The organism is Desulfotignum balticum DSM 7044, from assembly GCF_000421285.1.
Classification (GTDB): domain Bacteria; phylum Desulfobacterota; class Desulfobacteria; order Desulfobacterales; family Desulfobacteraceae; genus Desulfotignum; species Desulfotignum balticum.
The window spans coordinates 363,696-382,310 of the sequence record NZ_ATWO01000001.1 but is presented as its reverse complement, the minus strand read 5'-3'; the positions used below and the strand labels follow the sequence as shown (position 1 = coordinate 382,310).

General features: G+C 51.3%; 18 protein-coding genes and 1 tRNA gene. 11 read left to right on the top strand and 8 right to left on the bottom strand.

Translation table 11 applies throughout. The features are described from left to right. Positions 1-3 precede the first annotated feature (3 nt). From K365_RS0102095 to K365_RS0102060, 8 genes are all read right to left on the bottom strand, one after another. Positions 4-897, bottom strand: a complete 894-nt coding sequence (locus tag K365_RS0102095; protein WP_029724862.1) for a DMT family transporter — start codon at positions 895-897, stop codon at positions 4-6. 8 nt (positions 898-905) lie between these two features. Further along, a complete protein-coding gene (lpdA, locus tag K365_RS0102090) occupies positions 906-2,318 on the bottom strand; it encodes a dihydrolipoyl dehydrogenase (protein ID WP_024333310.1) in 1,413 nt (470 codons plus the stop codon). 2 nt (positions 2,319-2,320) lie between these two features. Beyond that, positions 2,321-3,712, bottom strand: coding sequence for a 2-oxoglutarate dehydrogenase complex dihydrolipoyllysine-residue succinyltransferase (odhB, locus tag K365_RS0102085; RefSeq protein WP_024333309.1), 1,392 nt, complete (start codon positions 3,710-3,712; stop codon positions 2,321-2,323). A 53-nt stretch (positions 3,713-3,765) separates the two neighbouring features. Then, a complete protein-coding gene (locus K365_RS0102080; protein ID WP_024333308.1) occupies positions 3,766-6,477 on the bottom strand; it encodes a 2-oxoglutarate dehydrogenase E1 component in 2,712 nt (903 codons plus the stop codon). Positions 6,478-6,602: 125 nt separating this feature from the next. Next, positions 6,603-6,923: a hypothetical protein gene (locus K365_RS0102075; RefSeq protein ID WP_084489713.1), complete on the bottom strand. Its 321-nt coding sequence runs from the start codon at positions 6,921-6,923 to the stop codon at positions 6,603-6,605. Beyond that, positions 6,892-7,122 carry a DUF255 domain-containing protein gene (locus tag K365_RS27060; RefSeq protein WP_201765644.1) on the bottom strand — a complete coding sequence of 77 codons (231 nt, stop codon included), beginning with the start codon at positions 7,120-7,122 and terminating at the stop codon, positions 6,892-6,894. The genes K365_RS0102075 and K365_RS27060 overlap by 32 nt, the downstream gene beginning before the upstream one ends. 9 nt (positions 7,123-7,131) lie before the next feature. Beyond that, positions 7,132-7,374: an entericidin A/B family lipoprotein gene (locus tag K365_RS28340; RefSeq protein ID WP_211221098.1), complete on the bottom strand. Its 243-nt coding sequence runs from the start codon at positions 7,372-7,374 to the stop codon at positions 7,132-7,134. Between the two features lie 38 nt (positions 7,375-7,412). Continuing rightward, positions 7,413-9,506 carry an acetate--CoA ligase family protein gene (locus K365_RS0102060; protein WP_024333306.1) on the bottom strand — a complete coding sequence of 698 codons (2,094 nt, stop codon included), beginning with the start codon at positions 9,504-9,506 and terminating at the stop codon, positions 7,413-7,415. Positions 9,507-9,666: 160 nt separating this feature from the next. Here K365_RS0102060 and K365_RS0102055 point away from each other — a divergent pair. From K365_RS0102055 to K365_RS0102000, 11 genes are all read left to right on the top strand, one after another. Beyond that, a tRNA-Ser gene (locus tag K365_RS0102055) sits at positions 9,667-9,759 on the top strand. 304 nt (positions 9,760-10,063) lie between these two features. Further along, positions 10,064-10,840 carry an IclR family transcriptional regulator gene (locus K365_RS0102050; protein WP_006967802.1) on the top strand — a complete coding sequence of 259 codons (777 nt, stop codon included), beginning with the start codon at positions 10,064-10,066 and terminating at the stop codon, positions 10,838-10,840. A gap of 19 nt (positions 10,841-10,859) precedes the next feature. Further along, entirely contained in the window at positions 10,860-12,227 is a 1,368-nt protein-coding gene (locus K365_RS0102045) for an aminotransferase family protein (protein WP_006967803.1), read from the top strand. A gap of 25 nt (positions 12,228-12,252) precedes the next feature. Then, on the top strand, positions 12,253-13,290 hold the full coding sequence (locus tag K365_RS0102040; RefSeq protein ID WP_024333305.1) for a TRAP transporter substrate-binding protein: 1,038 nt from the start codon (positions 12,253-12,255) through the stop codon (positions 13,288-13,290). A 33-nt stretch (positions 13,291-13,323) separates the two neighbouring features. Continuing rightward, entirely contained in the window at positions 13,324-13,815 is a 492-nt protein-coding gene (locus K365_RS0102035; RefSeq protein ID WP_006967805.1) for a TRAP transporter small permease, read from the top strand. Between the two features lie 17 nt (positions 13,816-13,832). Next, a complete protein-coding gene (locus K365_RS0102030; RefSeq protein ID WP_024333304.1) occupies positions 13,833-15,116 on the top strand; it encodes a TRAP transporter large permease in 1,284 nt (427 codons plus the stop codon). Positions 15,117-15,286: 170 nt separating this feature from the next. Beyond that, positions 15,287-15,676, top strand: coding sequence for a hypothetical protein (locus tag K365_RS0102025; RefSeq protein ID WP_024333303.1), 390 nt, complete (start codon positions 15,287-15,289; stop codon positions 15,674-15,676). A 321-nt stretch (positions 15,677-15,997) separates the two neighbouring features. Beyond that, the gene (locus tag K365_RS0102015) at positions 15,998-16,690 is read left to right on the top strand and encodes a DVU0298 family protein (RefSeq protein ID WP_024333302.1); all 693 of its coding nucleotides are present in this window, start codon (positions 15,998-16,000) and stop codon (positions 16,688-16,690) included. Next, a complete protein-coding gene (locus tag K365_RS0102010) occupies positions 16,687-16,917 on the top strand; it encodes a hypothetical protein (protein ID WP_006967810.1) in 231 nt (76 codons plus the stop codon). Before K365_RS0102015 ends, K365_RS0102010 begins: the two co-directional genes overlap by 4 nt. Next, positions 16,914-17,108: a ferredoxin gene (locus K365_RS0102005; RefSeq protein WP_006967813.1), complete on the top strand. Its 195-nt coding sequence runs from the start codon at positions 16,914-16,916 to the stop codon at positions 17,106-17,108. Before K365_RS0102010 ends, K365_RS0102005 begins: the two co-directional genes overlap by 4 nt. 117 nt (positions 17,109-17,225) lie before the next feature. Next, a complete protein-coding gene (locus K365_RS0102000) occupies positions 17,226-18,614 on the top strand; it encodes a sigma-54 interaction domain-containing protein (RefSeq protein ID WP_024333300.1) in 1,389 nt (462 codons plus the stop codon). Position 18,615: the final 1 nt, after the last annotated feature.

The following is an 18,615-nucleotide window of genomic DNA, read 5'->3' as shown; positions in this document are numbered from 1 at the left end:
GTCTCACACCGGCTTGATGGGTACGGGTTCATGCCTGGACCCCAGGCTGTTCAGGACAATGGCCCCGGAAACAATGCAGCCGCCGATCACGGTCAGCAGGCTGGGCACCTCATGAATCCCGAAGATGGGCAGATACACCCAGATCACCCCGCCCACCACCTCGAACAGGGACAGCAGGTTCAGTTCAGCCGCCGGGAAATATCCGGCCCCTAAAGAAAACAGGATCAGCCCGACCCCCACCAGAGACCCGTGCACCATGCTCAATAGAATGTTTCGCAAAGGCATGGTAATGGCATCGTTTTGAACCAGCATGATCCCGGCGGTGATCACGGCACACAGGATCCCGGCCAGGGCCACCGTGGCAAACTGGGGGGTTTCCTTGCGCATCCGCAGCGAGATGGAAAACGTGGCAAACCCGCAGGCGGAAGCAAATCCGGTGACGATTCCCAGCAGGCTGCCCGCTTCCAGACCTTCCACCACCATCACGCCGATGCCCACAAATGCGATGCCCATGGACACCCAGGTGATGGGGCGCAGGGTTTCCTTGAGAAGGACAATCCCCAGAAATGCCGCAATAAACGGGATGGTGGAGAACAGAAACAGGGTATTGGCCGCCGTGGTCAACGTGATGGACCAGATGAAAAAAATGAACGCCCCCACCAGGCCTAACGCGCCGACAATTCCTGACGCTCCGATTTTCCGAAAATTTTCCACAAACCGGTGCCGGTCCCTGGCCATCAGATAGATGCACAGGATGGCCGCCACGGTCAACCCCCGGAAAAACAGATACTGCCACCGGTAATCCTCAGGGTCCACCATGTAACGGATGGTGAGCGCCCCGAACGACCACAGGACCCCGGCGGTCAGCACAACAAACAAGGCTCTTGAATGGGTCATGGCTGCCACTATTTTTTCGGGACCGCTGCCGCGGCCTCCTGGATGGCTTCGCTGAATGTGGGATGGCTGTGAATCATGCCGGCGATCTGTGTTGCGGTCATCCCGGCTTCCATGGCGGCCACGCCTTCAGCAATCATTTCCGAGGCACTGGGACCGATGATGTGCACGCCCAGGATGCGGTCGGATGTTTTATGGACAATGAGTTTGACAAATCCGTCCGTGTCCCCGAGACACCTTGCCCTGCCCGTGCCTGAAAACGGATACGTGCCGGTGAGAAACGGGATACCCCTTTTTTTTGCGTCTTCCTGGGTCATGCCCGCGCCTGCGGCCTGGGGAGAGGTATAAATCACGGAAGGGATCGTGTCGTAATTCACGTCTCCGGGCAGACCGGCCATGCATTCGGCCGCGGCCGCGCCTTCAGCGGAAGCCTTGTGGGCCAGCATGGGGCCGGCGATGATATCACCGATGGCATAAATGGACGGCACACGGGTGCGAAAAGCCGCATCCACGACAATCCGGCCGGTGTCCGGGTCTGTTTCCACCCCCAGTTCGTCGAGTCCCAGGCCGTCCAGCCTCGGGCGCCGGCCCACCGACACCAGCAGGCGGTCAAAGGAAAGGGTGTCTGACGCGTCTTTGGCCTTGACCGATACCTCAACCTGATTGTCTTTTACCGCCGCCTTTGTAACGGTGGTCTTCAACCGGATATCCATGCCCTGGGCTTTGAGCAGCCGCATCAGGGTCCGTGCCACCTGGCCGTCCGCGCTGCCGGCGGCCTGGGGCAGCATCTCGATCACCGTCACTTCAGACCCGAGCCGCTGCCACACCGATCCCAGTTCAAGGCCCACATACCCGGCCCCCACAATGCCCAGCCGCTTTGGCACGGTATCCAGTGCCAAAGCTTCGGTTGAACTGATGATGTGTTTGCCGTCAAAATCAAGATCCGGCAGGGGACTGGGCTCGCTGCCCGTGGCCACCAGAATATACCGGGCCGGCAGGATCAGTTCCCTGTCCCCGCTCCCGTTTTCTTCATCCCGGGTGACATGGACCCGATCCGGTGCTTCCACCCGGGCCGTGCCGTGGATGATCTCAATCTTGCCTCTTTCCAGAAGCTCCCGAAGGTTATGGGTCAGTTCTTTTACCACCTTGTTTTTACGCGACATCATGGTTTCCAGATCCAGCCGCACATCCTTGATCTCAATGCCGTGTTCCGCCATTTTGTGCCGGGCCTGGTGGTATCGTTCGCTTGAATCCAGCAGGGCCTTGCTCGGGATGCATCCCACGTTCAGGCAGACCCCGCCCAGGGTTTTCTCCTTTTCAACCAGAGCGGTGTCAAATCCCAGTTGCGCAGCGCGCAGGGCCGCAGAATAACCGCCCGGTCCTGATCCGATGACCACCACATCATAGGTGTTTTTCTGACTCATTATCATACCTCCAAAAGCATGCGTTCCGGGTTTTCAACACAGGCCTTGATCTTTTTGAGACAGGTGACCGCCTCCCGGCCGTCCACGATGCGGTGGTCATAGCTCAACGCCACGTACATCATGGGCCGGATCACCACCTCATCATCGATCACCACGGGCCGTTTTTCAATTTTGTGCATACCCAGAATCCCGCTCTGGGGGGAGTTGAGGATCGGGGTGCTTAAAAGAGACCCGTAAACACCGCCGTTGCTCACGGTAAAGGTGCCGCCTTCCAGGTCCGCCAGTTCCAGCCGGTTGTTCTCGATTTTGTCCACAAACGAGACAATGGCCTTTTCAATGCCGGCAAAATCCAGCTGGTCTGCATGGCGGATCACCGGCACCACCAGGCCTTTGCCCGATCCGATGGCCACCCCCACATGATAGTAATGATGATAGACAATATCCTTGCCATCCACAAAGGCATTGACCTGGGGATTCTGTTTCAATGCCTCGATGCAGGCCTTGATGAAAAAAGACATAAATCCCAGTGACACCTGGTGCTTTTCCTTGAATGGCTCTTTGTATGCCTGGCGCAGGGCCATGACCCGGCTCATGTCGATTTCATTGAACGTGGTCAGCATGGCGGTGTTCTGCCGGGCTTTGAGCAGGTGCTCCGCAATTTTGCGGCGGATCGGGGTCATGGGTTTCCGGGTCACGCGTTCCTCGGAGCCAGCTTTGCCTGAATCCGCTTGATCGCTTTCCCCTTTATCACTTCCCGCTTTGTCAGGTTCTGCTTTGTCTGATGCAGATGTCTCCGGATCAGTCTTGCCGTCCGATTCAGCCTTGTCCGGTTCAGAAGCATCCGGTTCAACGGCCCGGTCCTGGGAAGATTCCAGGACGAGCAGCACGTCACTCTTGGTGATTCTGCCGCCCGGGCCGCTGGGCGTGACATCGGACAGGTCAATCTGTTTTTCTTCTGCCAGACGCCGAGCCGACGGGGAGATGTTGCCGGCTTTATCCCTCTCCTCTTTTTCCGGAATCTCTTTGTTTTCCGTTTCGCTTTTTTTCTCCTGGCCTTTGGGTTCCTTTTTTTCAGAAGGGCCGGAGTCCTTTGGGGCGGTGTTTTCGGGTTCGGATTCCTGTTCCCGTACCGTGTCGGAAGTGTCTTTTTCGGTCTTTCCGCCGGATTCAATCTCCGCCACCACCGTGCCGATGGCCACGGTCTCCCCTTCTTTGACTTTGATGTTGAGTGTACCGCCGGTGTCTGCCGTCACCTCCAGGGTGACTTTATCGGTTTCAATGACAAACAAAGGCTCGTCCGCTTGAACAGTGTCCCCGTCATTTTTCAACCACTGGACCAGAAGGGCCTCTGTAACCGATTCGCCCACACTTGGAACTTTTACGTCATGTGCCATGATCACTCCTTAAAAATGCAGTAAAAACGCGGCCGGGTCCGACACAGGCCGGATCAAAGCGTTAATGCCTTTTTGATAATCGCTGCCTGTTCCTGTTTGTAAACCCCCGAAAACCCCGTGGCCGGGGAAGCCTGGGCCGGGCGAGTCACGCAGTGCACCGAATCGCCCACCATTTTTTCCAGGCGCGGCCGGATGAACTCAGCCCCTCCCATGTTGGCGGGTTCTTCCTGGACCCAGTACCACTGTGGGGTATTCTTGTACCTGGAAATGACCTGTTCCAGCAATTGCTCGGGAAACGGGTAAAACTGTTCCATCCGGATGACGGCAATCTTGTCCCGGGCGGATTCCGACCGGTTTTTCACCAGTTCATAAAAGATTTTTCCGCTGCAAAACACCACGCGCTCGGGATTTTTAACCGTTTCAGGATCATCCAGGATTTCACTGAAACCGCCTGAGGTGAGATCTTTTATTTCCGACACGGCCATGGGATGCCGCAGCAGGCTTTTGGGGGTCAGGATCACCAGGGGTTTTCTAAATGACCTCATCATCTGGCGCCGGAGCAGATGAAAATACTGGGCCGGGGTGGTGGGGTTGCACACCTGGAGGTTGTCATGGGCGCACAACTGGAGAAAGCGTTCCGGCCGGGCGCTGGAATGCTCCGGCCCCAGACCTTCATATCCGTGGGGCAGCAGCAGTACCAGGCCGCACTGGCGCCGCCATTTGGCCTCTCCGGCGGCAATATACAGATCGATCACAGCCTGGGCATTGTTGACAAAATCCCCGAACTGGGCCTCCCACAGGGTCAGCCCTCCGGGATTTGCCACGGCATACCCGTATTCAAATCCCAGAACACCGGCTTCAGACAGAAAACTGTCATAAACCCGGTATGCCGCCTGGTCTTCGGCAATATGGTTCAACGGCACCCAAAGGTCTGCGTTTTTGATGTCCCGGATCACGCTGTGGCGCTGGGAAAAGGTGCCCCGGCCGCTGTCCTGGCCGCTCAACCGGACGGGAATGCCCTGGGCCAGAAGGGAGGCAAATGCCAACGCTTCCGCCGTGCCCCAGTCAATATCCTTGCCCTTTGATACCGCATCCAGACGTTTTTCCAGGACCCGGGCCAGTTTGTCATAAATGGCAAACCCCTCCGGGACTTCATACAGTTTTTGGGCGTAGGCCGTTAATTTTGATTTTTCCACGGCCGTATCGGTTTTTTCATGGGAATAGCTGGTGGAAATGCCGTCCCATTCCGGATAAAATTTCGGTTCCGGAAACGTGCACGTATCACCCCGGACATTGTCAAACGCGGTCTCCATCTCCTTTTTTGTCGCTTTTGACAGCGCTTCGGGTTTTTCAGGAGAAATGATTTTTTCTTCGATCAGCCGGTCGGCATAGGCCCGGTCCAGGGGGGCCCGGGAGCGGATCCGCTCATACATCCGGGGCTGGGTAAAATAGGGTTCATCCCCTTCATTGTGGCCGAACCTGCGGTAACAGATCACATCGATCACCACGTCCTTGTGAAACTGCTTCCGGTAGGCCGCTGCCAGGTTCACCACATGAAGGGCCGCTTCCGGGTCTTCGCCGTGAACGTGAAAAATCGGGACCATGAGCATTTTGGCCACATCCGTGGAATACCGGCTGGACCGGGCATTTTCAGGCGTTGTGGTGTACCCGATCTGGTTGTTGATGATCATATGAATGGTTCCGCCGGTATGAAATCCTGAAAGCTGGGACATGTTCAGGGTTTCCGCCACAATGCCCTGGCCGGCGAACGCGGCATCCCCGTGGAGCAGCAAAGGCAGAATCTGGCGTAACCCATCGGAGCCGGCCTTTTCCTGCCTGGCCCGGGCAAACCCTTCGACCACCGGATCCACGGATTCCAGATGGCTGGGATTGTCCAGAAGACACACCCGCAAAGATTTCCCGCCGGCGGTCTCGATATCCGCCAGGTACCCGTTGTGGTATTTCACATCCCCGGCACCGATGAGGTCCGCGGGATTGTAACAGCTTTCAAACGCCTTGAAAATATCCTCATACGGCCTTTGAAGCACCTGGGTCTGAACGCTTAACCGGCCCCGGTGGGCCATGCCCATGATGACTTCGCCGCATCCGTCCTCCGACACCCGGTTGAACAGCGCATGCAGCATGGGAACGACCATCTCGGCGCCTTCCACGGAAAACCGTGTCTGGCCCGGATATTTACTGTTCAGAAACCGTTCGAACACCCCGGTGCGGGTCAGTTTTTCCAGTACCATGGTTTTTTCTTTGTCTGCAAGGTCCGGGCGATTTTTGACCGGTTCCATTCTTTCCTGAAGCCATCGTCTTTCCGCAGGGTCCTGCAGGTGCATGTATTCAACACCGATGGAATGGCAGTAGGTTTCCTTGAGCCGGCTGAGAATATCCTTGAGCCGGGCCCGGCCTGAGTCGGAAAACCGGCGGGTATAAAAAAAAGTATCCAGCTGATCCGGCGACAGGCCGAATGTCTCAAGGTTCAGCAACGGATGGTCTGTGGGGCAGGAAGAAAGCGGATCCATGCACGCCATGAGATGGCCTAAGTCCCGGTACCGGTATATCAGTGATTCCACCCGGGACTGGGCAAGGGCCGCATCCGGGGTATCGGCAATGTCTTGTTTTGCCGCCCCTTTGTTTCCGATGTCAAATCCTTTAAAGAAAAACTGCCAGTCCCGGGGAACGGCGTTTTGGTCATGTTTCCATTTTTTATACTGGGCCTCTATATACGCCTCATTCCACATGTCGGTCGTTGCCATATTGGTCGTTCCTTTCAGGAAAACTTTGGTCCTGCACCTGTCGTCTGATTTGTCTCATTCTTATACGAAAAACCGCTGTTGAAATAAAGACAATTTTTTTGAACCGGGCATTGACCGCCCTTTTTTCATGCGGATTCTATGATGGATTTCAGTTTTTCAACCGCGGTAATGGGTTCCCGGCAGGCAAACTGCTGGCACCAGAATGTTGTAGGCCGGTCCGCAGGTACGGCAGAAGCCATTTCCCCCGCATAGGCAGCGATTTTATCCAGTTCTTCAAAAGCGTCCTGTTTGCCGCGGAACAAAAGGACTTTATTGGGAAGATATGCCTGTTTGACGGCACGCAACATGTCTGTGGTCTTCTGGTTGCCGGGGTCCCCGACCACCACAATTTCCTGGGTCGGGCCGATGATAAAATCACAGGCAGCAAGAAACTGCGTAAATCCCATGGGGTGGGACATGACACCAGTGGCAGGTGGCATATCCGATGGAGAGAAAAACGGGTTTGTCCTCTTTTTTTGCTTTTTCAAAGGCTTGTTTTCCCCAGGGATGCCAGGCCACCGGATTATCTGCATGCTGCAGTAAATAGGGGCTTTTGCTGTCAGCCAGTCGATTGAATGCGTTTTGCGGCGGTGTTGTCTCAGCCATCAAACTAAATCAATCCGCTTTTTGTTGAATTTTTTCACCGGCAGTTTCCAGATCCTCACCCACCCCCTGCATGGTGTTGCAACTGACCGTCAGAAAACTCAATGAAGCAAGCATCACAATGATTACCAGATTTTTTAATAAGCTTTTCATCGTTCCTCCAGATTTTTTTGTTTGAATCCAGCAATAACCGATATTTGCTGATCCGGGTTTAAGCGGTAACCAGATGAAAAGTTGCCGCGTTTCTAAACTCAATTATAAGTGGAAAAACCATAAATTGCTATAAGCAATAATTATGCCAGCACCACCAGCCCGTCCACGGCAACAGGATCTCCTTTGTGCATAATCAAAGGATTGATATCGATTTCCCGGATGTCCGGATACGCGCAACCCAAATCCCCCAAAATGACAAGGATACGTCCCAGGGCATTTTTGTCCACTGGATCATATCCCCGATACCCGTCCAGCATGGGCCGGCATTTGAGCCGGTCGATCATGGCCAGGGCATCTGCCAGGGTCAGAGGCGCCACCCCGAACACCGTGTCATTGAGGGCTTCGGCAAATATCCCGCCCAGCCCGCACATGACACAGGGCCCCAGCCGGGGATCCCGGACAAATCCTGCCACCAGCTCTATTTTCCCCGGGACCTGTTTCTGGATCAGGATACGGCCGCGGCCTTCCATGGTCTGTTGAAGCGTTGTCACCGCCGATGCAAGATCTTGGTCAGAGGCGATGCCCAGGTGCACCAGACTGGATTCGGTCTTGTGTGACACCCCGGCAACCATGCCCTTGACCACCAGGGGGAACCCGAAATCAGCCGCCGCGCGCTGTGCTTCCTCAAAAAAAGTCACCTGTTTTTCTTCCACCACCGGGATGCCGCAGGCTTTGAGCACCTGTTTGGATACCAATTCGTCCAGTTCACCGGTGTTTGATGCCAGCACCGCCAGGCGGGGATCCTGTGTCAACCGGCGGATCCGTTCTTCCGCCGCTGTTTCCGGATCGGTTTCAATCTTTGGGCAGGGGCGGTTCAGCAGCATGCCCATGCATTCCACGGCCCGCATTATCTCCCGGAATACCGGCACCCCCAGGGGCTGTGCCGTTTTCTGGAACCGATACACCCGGTCCCGTTCCCCGGAAATCCAGCAGAACAGCGGCTTGCCCGCTTCCCGGGCGGTGTTGGCCATTTTTTCCAGATCCACCTCCAGGCTGAATCCCCCGGCAAAGCAATGGATAAACACGGCATCCACCGCCGGATCAGCGCACACCGCCTGCATGGCTGTTTCATAGGTTTTTTTGGATCCGTTCAAAATAATTCCGGGCCACATGTCCACGGGATTGGCAGGCGGCATCCATTCCGGAAAAACCGTCTGCAATGTTTCCAGCGTAGTGTCACTGAATTGAGACAATTCAAGGCCGTGCCGGTCCATGATATCCGCGGACACGATTCCTGCGGCACCCGTGTAGGTGAGCACGGCCACCCGGTTTCCGGTTCGGGGCGGCAGATGGGCATACATGCCAAAGGTCCTTGAAAAATCAGCCAGCTGGTAAAACCCGTCCGCCGTTATAACTCCGGCCTGGGCCATGGCACCGGCCACCAGTGCTCCGCCGGCCGACAGACTGGCCGTGTGGCTTTGGGCTGCTGCTGCGCCTCCTGCGGTTTTCCCGCCGTTGAGAATCACCACGGGTTTGGGGGTACTGCGGCATAAGGCCATGAACCGCCGGCAGTCGGTCAGCGATTCCAGATACAGCCCGATGGCGGCCGTGTCCGGGTCATGAATCAGCCATTCCAGGAGATCGTTTTCATCCACATCCATTTTGTTGCCGATGGAACAAACCTTGGCGATCCCCATGGTGCCGTGGGATATGAGATCGATGAGAAACGCCCCGGCCAGCATCCCGCTCTGGGCGATCAAAGACACATTGCCGGGAGTCAGGCCGGTATCCCAGATGGTCGGGGTGACCGTGGAAAATATCCATTGGTTGGGCACATCCACCAGGCCCATACAGTTGGGCCCCCACAGACGGATGCCGGTTTCCCGGGCCGTCTGCCTGATCTTTTCCTGCAATGCCGCCCCGTTGGTACCGGTTTCCGAAAATCCGGCAGACTGGATCATGACGCCCGGAATCCCTCTTTGGGCACAATCCTCGATCACCTGCGGCACCATGCGGGCCGCCACAAACACGATGGCCAAATCCACGGGATCCGGCACATCAGACACGGACGGATAGCAGGTGAACCCCTCTATTTCATCGTACCCGGGGTTGACCGGATACACCGGCCCAAAATATCCTTTTTTAAGATTCAACACAATCAGATTACCGCCCTTTCCTTTGCTGGCTGTAGCTCCCACAACCGCAATCCCCCGGGGCCTGAAAAAAAACTCCATTCACCCTTCTCCTGTAATTGCCTGCTTTATAAAAAATAATATCCAAGTATAGTAAGCAATCCATGCCAATGACTCAAGAATAATTATTTTGGAACTTCTTGACACGCATCGCATAATCGTTAAAAATCAGAACTTCTGCCCAGTGACAGGTCCCTGAATCGGAGAGGTGGCCGAGCGGCTGAAGGCCCTGCTCTCGAAAAGCAGTATCCCGGCAAAACCGGGATCGTGGGTTCGAATCCCACCCTCTCCGCCATCATATCAATAAATTCAGATAATTATAAAATATATGGACATAGTGTTACCATAAAGAATACCATGAATTACCTAAGAGGACGGCAGTGTCGCAAATACGGGGTTGTTCTATAAAGAAGAAAGGAAGATATTCAATAAGTCGGCCTCAAAATGCTAAGTTCTGGAAAAAGTCGATAAAATGCATTGCACTGTCCAAGAAAAAAAATCGATAAAACAAAAATTTTCTATTGACAAATTGAAAAATTAAAAATTATTATAGTTAATAAAAGTAATCAATTTACTATAATAGTAAAGGGTCGGTACTAATGGCAAAAGGGCAGACCCCATATTTCTCCAAAAGTCTTGAAAAAGGGCTACGAATTTTAAGCCTGTTCAATCAGGATCGTATTTCCTGTACGCAATCCGATATATCGAAATTGACCGGCATCAACATGACATCCACATACAGATTTGTGAACACGTTCGTGGAATTGGGCTATCTTCAAAAACACCCGGAAACCAAAAGACTGAAGCTCGGATCAAAGGCCATTTCATTGGGCCATGGTTTGTTGAGAGGATTTGATTTCCTCCAGATGATAAAACCGATTGTAGATGAAACATGCAACCAGCATCAAATCACAATGGATGTGGCTTTAAGAGATACAGATGCGCTTATGATCATTTACAGGCGAGAACTACGAAATGCCCTGCCTTATCAATTACCGACAGTAATAAAAGATCTAAACAGTACCGCACTTGGAAAAGCTGTTCTTGCATTTCTCCCGGAACAAGAACAGATGGCTGTTATCAATTCACTGTCCTTTGAAAATAAAACAGGAAGAACCATCATCGACAGAGACCAGCTGTTTTGTGAATTGGCATTGATCAAAAAAAGAGGATATTCCATCAACAACGAAGAGTTCGTCCCTGGCCTGTTGGCACTGGGTGCTCCTTTGATAAATGCTGGCACGAACAAAGTTGCCGGCGCTATTTGTTTTGATTTTCTCAGAACCCAGACGTCTTTGTCAGAAATAAAAAAAGAATATGCTGAACTAATAATTCAACTGGCACAAAAAATTTCAAAATACTTGCCCATCTCATGATCAGAACCAGGAGAAAAACATGAATAATCAAACAGACTCTGGAAAATCTCATGTATTTCACTTTTTCTTGAACCGAAAATATGTATCCATTGCCTCCGGTAAGGGAGTGTACATCTATGACGACCAGGGAAACCGGTATCTGGATGCTTCCGGCGGCCCCATTCTTTGCAGTCTGGGCCATGGTCTTGAAGAAATGGCAGATGTCATCAATGAACAGGCCAGGAAACTGGTCTATGTGCATCGTGTGGATTTTACCAACCCGCCGCTTGAAGAAGCGTCAAGAAAACTTTGCGAAGCATCCAATTTTGTCATGGACAAGGTGTTTTTTGTTTCCGGCGGGACCGAAGCGATTGAAATCGGAATAAAAATTGCCCGGAAATACCATCTGGACAATGGCAAACCATCCAAATCAAGGGTCATCTCCAGATGGCAAAGCTATCACGGCAGCACCGCCGGGGCTCTGGCGTGGACCGGTGCCACAGCCAGAAGAAATGATTTTATGCCCTATCTTCATGATTTCAACCATATCCCGCCGGCATACTGTTACCGCTGCTGGTTCAACAAAACACCGGACAACTGTGACCTGGACTGTGCCAATGCCCTGGAAAATGAAATCATGTGCCTGGGGCCGGATAATGTCTCGGTGTTTCTGGCAGAACCGGTGTCAGGCATGGCTCTCTGCGGGGCGGTCCCTCCTGAAGGGTATTTTGAACGGATCCGAGAGATTTGTGATAAATATGACGTGCTCCTCATGTTTGATGAGGTAATGACAGGCGCCGGACGAACCGGCAAAATGTTTGCATATGAACATTTCAATGTGGTGCCTGATATCCTGGCGCTGGGCAAAGGCCTGAGCGGGGGGTATTTCCCCATCGGAGCGACAGCTGTTCCTCAATTCATTCATGACAAAATTGCATCCAACTCCGGTGTCTTCGGTGCAGGTCATTCCTGGGGCGGGAACCCGCTGGGCTGTTCGGTGGTATCAAAAACACTGGATTACATCAAAGAACATGATCTTGTTGAAAGATCCCACACCTTGGGTGAATATCTGAATAACAAACTTGATAAATTAAGAGCCCACCCGCTGGTGGGTGATGTCAGGGGTCTGGGCTTAATGCGTGGTATTGAGTTTGTCCAAGACAAAACAACCAAAAAACCGTTTGAAAAAAGTCTGGGTTTTTCTTCCAGGGTGTCTGCTGCATGCCTTGAAAAGGGAATGTTTGTTGAATACTCAAGCGGGTGTGACCGAGGACAGGCTGGTGACATGGTGATGCTGGGACCACCTTTTATTATCACTGAAGAGCAAATAGATAGTGCAGTTCAGATTCTGGAACAGGTGCTTGACCAGGATCTTCTATCATCAGATCGTCAATTTTTGACCTTTTGAAACCACAAATCAAGGAGGAAGGAAGATGCAAAAAACATTTGCACGATCAATCATTCTGTCCATTTTTTCTTTGTTAATCGCTTTGGTAATGGTCTTTCCTGGAGCAAACACGGCAGAAAGCAAGGAAAAGATCACCATGTCAACCGCCACTCCGATGTATCCCGCATTTGCTGAACAGATCGGGATTAATCTGTATATCAACGCGATCATCGGCATGACAGAAACTCATCCGGACTTAAAAAAATATGAATTCAAGATTTTTGATAAAGGCATGCTTTATGGCAACCAGAGTGAGGCTCTTGAAGCAGTATCCAACGGTGCGATTCAGATGACCTATTCTGCACCGCATTTTCTTGAAGAACTGGATCCGGCATGGAAGCTCGGAGAGACCCCAGGTGTTTTTGAAAGCTGGGATCATTACATGAGATCGATGAATACACCGGAATGGAAAGCGCTTCATGATAAAATGGCCAAAGAAAAAGGGGTGACTATCATAAAATGGTTATTTGATACTGGCACATGGTATCTGTTCACAGATACGGGACCAATCAAATCAGTCGCAGATGTCGAGGGTCAGAAAATCCGTTTTGCTGGCGGAGAGGCGTTTGCCAAAGCGCTTAAAGCACTCAAGGTAACTCCGATTGCCCTGCCTTACACAGAAGTTGTTACTGCCTTGCAGACCAATATGATTGAAGGGCTTTTGACCGATTTTACTGGCGGAGTCGGATATTTTGAACTTGCCCGTCATACGAAATACGCTGTTCTAATTCCCTTTGGCAATCAACCGATTTGCATGGTGGCCAACACAAAGTGGTGGGAAGGTCTGCCTGAAAATGTTCGTGAAACTTTAAGCACGACATTTGATCAGATCGATGCATCCAAATACTATGAAAAATTCGAACAGGAATCTATTGAGAAATGGGATGCTGATCCAAAACTCAGTGCCCTGAAATTTGAAAAAGAAGAAATAACCAAATGGCAGAAACTGATGAGAGATTCTTTTGCCGATATGTACGAAAAACTGGATCCTGAATTGATCAAGGCAATCGATACTGCAAGATAATTTTATCACCTGCTGGAAAGGATGATCTGACAGATGGGAAAAAGTTTAATCGACAAAGCATATAGAGTGATAGAAAAAATTTGTGCTTTCCTGCTGATCATCGCTGTTCTGATAAGCCTTGGAGAAATCATAGGTCGTGTTTTTTTTCACATGACCTATGATTTTGTCATTGATTTGCCCGTTTGGATCACAGTGTGGGCCATGCTTTTGATCAGTGGCCCGCTCATCGCTGAAAATGGTCATGTCGCCATTGATCTTGTCGTAACCAAGCTCCGGGGAAAAGCTAAACTCTTGTTGGAACTGTTCAATATACTCGCCACAATTATTTACGGAGCAGCTATCTCATTTGGGGGCATTGTGCTAACTATGATGCTGTATGAACGTCAGGCGGTATTTCCTAAATACTTTCCGATCCCCAAATGGATTGTGGAACTCTGTGTCCCCTTGGGTATGATCATATTCACCCTTGTCGGTATAATTGAATTTTACAATTTAATTAAACGGTATCAATCACAAAAAGATTGAACCCACTGGAGGCAGGTTTGGATCTGTTTGTATATATCGGCATTGCATTAATGGTCATTTTGTTTTTAAGTGGCGCCCCGCTTGCGATCGCGTTTGCGTTCGGATCCAGCATTATTGCACTGTATTCCATGGGAATGTCATTTGAGTCACTGGCTCAGATCTTTTTTTCATCTATAAATTCATATCCCCTGCTTGCATGCCCATTCTTTATCCTGGCCGGCAACCTGATTCTCCGAAGCGGGGGAATGGTGCCTTTGAGTGACTTCATCAAGGCAACGTTTGGAAGATTACCGGGCGGCTTGGCCGTCGCCGGGATTATTTTTGCCGCTTTTCTGGGCTCCATCTCTGGTTCTGCGGCTGCGTGTCTTGCCATAATAGGGACTGTCATGGTCCCTGTTTTTGTGGAGAATGGCTATGATAGACCCTTTGCATCTGGTCTTGCCGTCACTTCGGCGGAACTTGGACTTCTTATACCCCCGAGCTTGTTTTTTATTATATTCGGTGCGCTGAATCGTATTTCCATCGTGGATCTATTTATGGGCGGCATTGGTATGGGACTTTTGACTGCATTCTTGATGTGCATTGTTGCTGTCATAATCTGTAAAAAAAGAAATTATGCAACATTGTCAAAGGCAACCTGGAAAGAAAAGCAGCTGGGATTCATTAAGATACTGCCATTGATTCTTATGCCAGTTCTCGTACTGGGTGGAATTTACGGCGGTTATTTCAGCCCGACTCAGGCAGCATCGGTGGCTTGTCTTTATTCACTTCTCATCGGTTTGTTCGTTTACAGGGAACTGACCTGGGGAAAAATTATAGAAGCCACCATAGATACAGCCAAAATCAGTTCAATGATTTATTTTTTAATTATTGGCGCTGATCTTATGGGACGAATGTTTGCCTACATAGAACTTCCTCAGATAATCACTCAATATGTCATTTCGCTTGAACTGGGACCACTTGGTTTCATGATGATGGTCAATTTTGTTCTGCTGGTTATGGGATTCTTCTTCTCCAGCCTGCCAATGGTCATCATCGTTCTGCCTCTTTTTATACCAAGCGTCATCACCCTGGGAATAGATCCGGTTTTTTATGGCGTGCTTGCCGTCACAAATTCATTGATTGGTGAAATCACACCACCTATGGGTCCTCAGCTTTGGATTGCAGCTCCGGTATGCAGGGAAAAAATGGGTGCTATCGCCAGAGAAGCCTGGCCATTTCTCGGGGCATGGGTCGCTGCAATGCTCATCGCCACCGTCTTTCCGGATATCATCATGTTTCTGGTTGAGTTTTTCCGATAGCAGGCTTACGGATCGCAATCTTGCTTATTTTCCCTGGATAGATCAAAAAGCGATGCCCGGTTGCTGGTATATTTTTTCAAAACCATGCGGCTAAGGCATTCTGGCTATCATTGCGATAATATTTTCTATTCATAGAATTACCCATTTGTTACATCGGAGGGGTGCAAATCATGACGTCGATTAAAAACTTTTTAGCACGAGGCACCTCAACCTCTAAAGAGATCCAGGCGGCACTTGGGTTGAGCCAAAGCACTGTACCCGGATGCTCAAGAAAATGGGCGATAGGATTGTTCAGATATCAGAGGGGCAATTTTTGTCTGCAGCCAGCCGTCAAAAACTATTCCCCTTTACTCCTGGGGGCGGATCAAACAGGACTGTATGAAGATTTGTCCGGCAATTTCATATTTGGAGAACAACCATTGTTGCGTGTCCGGCGCAAACCCGCTGCTGTTGCTCGAAATGATTATCCGCGGCTCGCCGCCAATGCAGTCAAAGGGGAGCCCCCCGGATCCAGGCAGGAGGGGAACAACCCAAATTCACCGCTTTTAACGCCAAACTGACATCCCATGTCATCGTTAAATTTTCCCCCATGGGAAACAATGAGGTGATTACGGTATTTTGGTCAACTGATTAATAATACGGATATGCATATCGAATTTCTGATCAATTCAAAGATTTTTTGACGACACCGGCAATAAAAAACCAATAGCCTTTGGGTTTGATATTAAACCCGGGGTTCTCCCCGGACAGATTGGCGTAAATGCTTTCGGTCATTATGGCAACGCCAGGAATGCGGTCACCTTTTCCGCTGTTGTGGCATGATTTGTGCTGTTTATTTCTTTTGAAGAAACAAACTGAACCAGGCACAGGAAAATGATAATATGGCCAGACCCCACGGTAGAAAAATCCGACAACAGGTCAAGGAGTTGCTCAAAAATCCGGACCGGCAGACAGCGCTGGACCGGTTGGCGCAAATTCCAGACCCGCAGTTGAAGGGACATCTGTTTTTTTTCTTTTATAACCGAAATGAACTGATCCGGTTCCGCAGCGTGACCGCCATGGGACACTTAGGGTTTCGCATGGGTGAAAATCACATGGAAAAAGCCCGGGATTTGATGCGGCGGCTCATGTGGAATCTTAATGATGAGTCCGGGGGCATCGGGTGGGGATCGGCCGAGGCCATGGGAGAAATTTTAAGCCGGCATCCGGGCCTGGCCGCTGAATTCGACTCCATCATGTTTTCGTTTCTGGATCCGGAAGCCAATTTCATCGACAATCCCCAGCTCCAGCAGGGTATTTTATGGGGCATCGGCACATATGCACAAGCCGCCCCTGACCGGATCAGCGCCTACAGGGCCTCATTGATTGTCCCTTTTATGGATGACAAAGACCCTGTCAAGAAAGCCTATGCAACCCGGGCACTGAACCATGCCGGGCGGTTGGATCCGGACACCCTTTCTGAAGATCTGCTTGCAGATCAGACAAAAATTTGGATGTATACCGGGTGGACATTTGAAACCGCCCGGATCTGTGACCTGATCCGGGAGACGACCAAACAAAGGAATGCCCGATGACTGCCAAAAAATGTGATGAAAATATCGCCCGCACCATTGAGATGGCCAGACAAATGATTGAACTGGCGCAACAGGGATATGAGCACCATGAGGATCCCGGATGCGGGGTACTTTACGGCATTCTGCTGGATTCCGGGTATCGGATTCTGGAGCTGGCACTCAAGGAGAAACAGGCCCATATCAACAAGGGATGGTGGTTTGATACGGTAAAGGATAATGACAAATGATGAAACGACCGGTGATTGATCTGGGATCGTGTATTTTGTGTGAAATCTGTGTGGAGGTGGCCCCCCATGCATTTGAAATCGGTGATTCCGGTTTTGTCCAGGTCCGGCCCCTGGATGATTATCAGGACGAAAACATCCTTGAGGCTGTAAAAAACTGTCCCAAAGACTGCATTTCATGGGAAGAGGACTGACCGTCTTTTTTGGATAATAAGCAAAAACCTATTGCACTTGATACACAAACGTGTCATTTAAGGCATCAGAATTGTGCCATATGAACCGAACCTATTGCTGCCTGAAGATGACATGCCATGAAAAACCCTGCCCACAGCCTGCTGGACCGCGACAATCTGAACCTTGTTCTGGACAATCTCAAACTGGGGATCATTGCCCACACCCCGGAACGTATTATCACGGTATTTAACAAAGAAGCGGAAAAAATCACGGGATACAAAAAAGGAGAGGCCCTGGGCAAAGATTGCCACGATGTGTTCAATGCCCCTTTCTGCGGCGCCAAATGCTCTTTTTGCGATGCTACGCCGGATTTTTTTTCCGATACCAAGGAATATCCGGTCACGTTTGTCACCCGGTCCGGCGACACCCGGCAGCTGGAAATGACGGTTTCCGCCGTCATTGACAATTCAGGGGAATTCAAAGGGGTGATTGCCTCTTTCCGGGACCTGACCGAATCCATTGACTTGTCTTTGAAAGCGGAATCCCTGTCCAGCTTTAACGGCATTATCGGCAAAGACCAGACCATGCAGGAAATTTTCCGGCAGATCCGGGATGTGGCGTTATACAGCTATCCCGTGCATGTGTCCGGAGAAACCGGCACGGGAAAGGAGCGGGTGGCCAATGCCATTCATGATATTTCCGCATATGGAAACGGCGCATTTGTGCCGGTGAACTGCGGGGCCATACCTGAAGGCATTGTGGAAAGCGAGTTGTTCGGGCATGTCAAAGGCGCGTTCACCGGTGCGGTCAAGGAAAGAAAAGGACGGTTTGAACTGGCCCACAAAGGCACGCTGTTTCTGGATGAAGTGGCGGAACTGCCGCTGAAAATTCAGGTCAAACTGCTGCGGTTTCTCCAGGAAGGGACGTTTGAAAAAGTGGGCGGGGAAAAAAAAATATCCGTGGACGTCCGCATCATTTCCGCTGCCAACCAGTCCCTTAAAGAGGCGGTCCGGGACGGCCGGTTCAGGGAGGATTTGTATTACCGCCTCAATGTCATTCCCATCCACCTGCCGCCGCTGCGGCAACGGAAAAACGATATTCCGTTGCTGGCATCTTATTTTCTCAAACAGGCGGAACAGGAAAATAACGCGACCATGCCGGCCCTGGCCGGTGACACCTTGAACCTGCTGCTCGATTATGACTGGCCCGGCAATGTCCGGGAACTGAAAAACGTGATCCAGTTTTCCGTGGTACGATGCCGGGGGGATCAGATTCTGCCTTCGGATCTGCCCCCGGAAATCACCCAGGGATCGGGCATGACCTTTTCATCTTTCCGGGAACCGGACATCCTGCCGGAACCCGGACCTGCCCGGGGCAGACTGGATGTGGCATCGGTCAAAGCGGCCCTGACCAAAACCGGGGGGAATAAATCAAAGGCGGCCCGGGTTCTCGGAGTCGGCCGGGCCACCTTGTATCGATTTTTAAACAGCAATGCAGATGCCAGGGAATTCAGCCGGCGGCTCTGAC